Origin of the sequence: Roseburia sp. OM04-10BH, from assembly GCF_003462605.1 — a bacterium.
Taxonomy (GTDB): Bacteria; Bacillota; Clostridia; order Lachnospirales; family Lachnospiraceae; genus Roseburia_C; species Roseburia_C amylophila.
Map to the genome: position 1 here is coordinate 1,346 of NZ_QTZI01000030.1, position 1,582 is coordinate 2,927.

Annotated in this window: 1 rRNA gene (only partly in view); it reads left to right on the forward strand. The window is 53.5% G+C overall.

Features of this window, described 5'->3' with window-relative positions:
• Positions 1 to 1,581: ribosomal RNA gene (locus DXB43_RS14895) — 23S ribosomal RNA — on the forward strand; it begins 1,342 nt to the left of the window's first position.
• Position 1,582 lies beyond the last annotated feature (1 nt).

Consider the following 1,582-nt stretch of genomic DNA (forward strand, 5'->3'; position numbering starts at 1 on the left):
AGAATCCTTCCGGCCGAATATCCAAGGATTCCAGGGTAAAGCTGATCTGCCCTGGGTAAGTCGGGACCTAAGGAGAGGCCGAGAGGCGTATCCGATGGACAACAGGTTTAGATTCCTGTACCACATATGGTCAGAACTGTGGGGACGCAGAAGGAAAGCATGAGCCAGGAATGGAAAGACTGGTACAAGCAGAGGGGATGGTGTGCTGGCAAATCCGCACACGAAAATCCTTGCTGTGATGTGGAGCGAACTAGAGTAGCGAAGCATGCGGACCGGCTGCCGAGAAAAGCCGCTATTGTGCCATATGTGCCCGTACCGTAAACCGACACAGGTGGATGAGGAGAGAATCCTAAGGCCGACGGAAGAAGTATTGTTAAGGAACTCGGCAAAATGACCCCGTAACTTCGGGAGAAGGGGTGCCTGAGAAATCAGGCCGCAGAGAATAGGCTCAAGCAACTGTTTAGCAAAAACACAGGTCTATGCAAAACCGAAAGGTGAAGTATATGGGCTGACGCCTGCCCGGTGCTGGAAGGTTAAGAGGAGAGGTTAGCGCAAGCGAAGCTTTGAATTTAAGCCCCAGTAAACGGCGGCCGTAACTATAACGGTCCTAAGGTAGCGAAATTCCTTGTCGGGTAAGTTCCGACCCGCACGAAAGGCGTAATGATTTGAGCACTGTCTCGACAATACATCCGGTGAAATTGAAGTACCAGTGAAGATGCTGGTTACCCGCGCCAGGACGGAAAGACCCCATGGAGCTTTACTCCAGTTTGGTACTGGGATTCGGTACTGCATGTACAGGATAGGTGGGAGACGAAGAAGTTAGGACGCCAGTCTTAACAGAGTCGCTGTTGGGATACCACCCTTGCAGTATTGGGTTTCTAACCAGCCGCTGTGAACCAGCGGTGGGACAATGCCAGGCGGGGAGTTTGACTGGGGCGGTCGCCTCCGAAAGGGTATCGGAGGCGCTCAAAGGTTCCCTCAGAATGGTCGGAAACCATTTAAAGAGTGCAAAGGCAGAAGGGAGCTTGACTGCGACACCGACGGGTGGAGCAGGTACGAAAGTAGGACTTAGTGATCCGGTGGCATAAAGTGGGATTGCCATCGCTCAACGGATAAAAGCTACCCTGGGGATAACAGGCTTATCACTCCCAAGAGTTCACATCGACGGAGTGGTTTGGCACCTCGATGTCGGCTCATCGCATCCTGGGGCTGTAGCAGGTCCCAAGGGTTGGGCTGTTCGCCCATTAAAGCGGTACGCGAGCTGGGTTCAGAACGTCGTGAGACAGTTCGGTCCCTATCCGGCGCGGGCGTAGGATATCTGAGGGGAGCTGGCCTTAGTACGAGAGGACCGGGCTGGACGGACCACTGGTGCATCAGCTGGATACCAAATCCATAGCTGGGTAGCCAAGTCCGGAAGGGATAAACGCTGAAGGCATCTAAGCGTGAAGCCCCCCCCAAGATGAGATGTCCCTGTCTATAAGACAGTAAGACCCCTGAAAGAGTATCAGGTAGATAGGGCAGAGGTGGAAGCACGGTAACGTGTGGAGCTGACTGTTACTAATCGGTCGAGGGCTTGACCAAA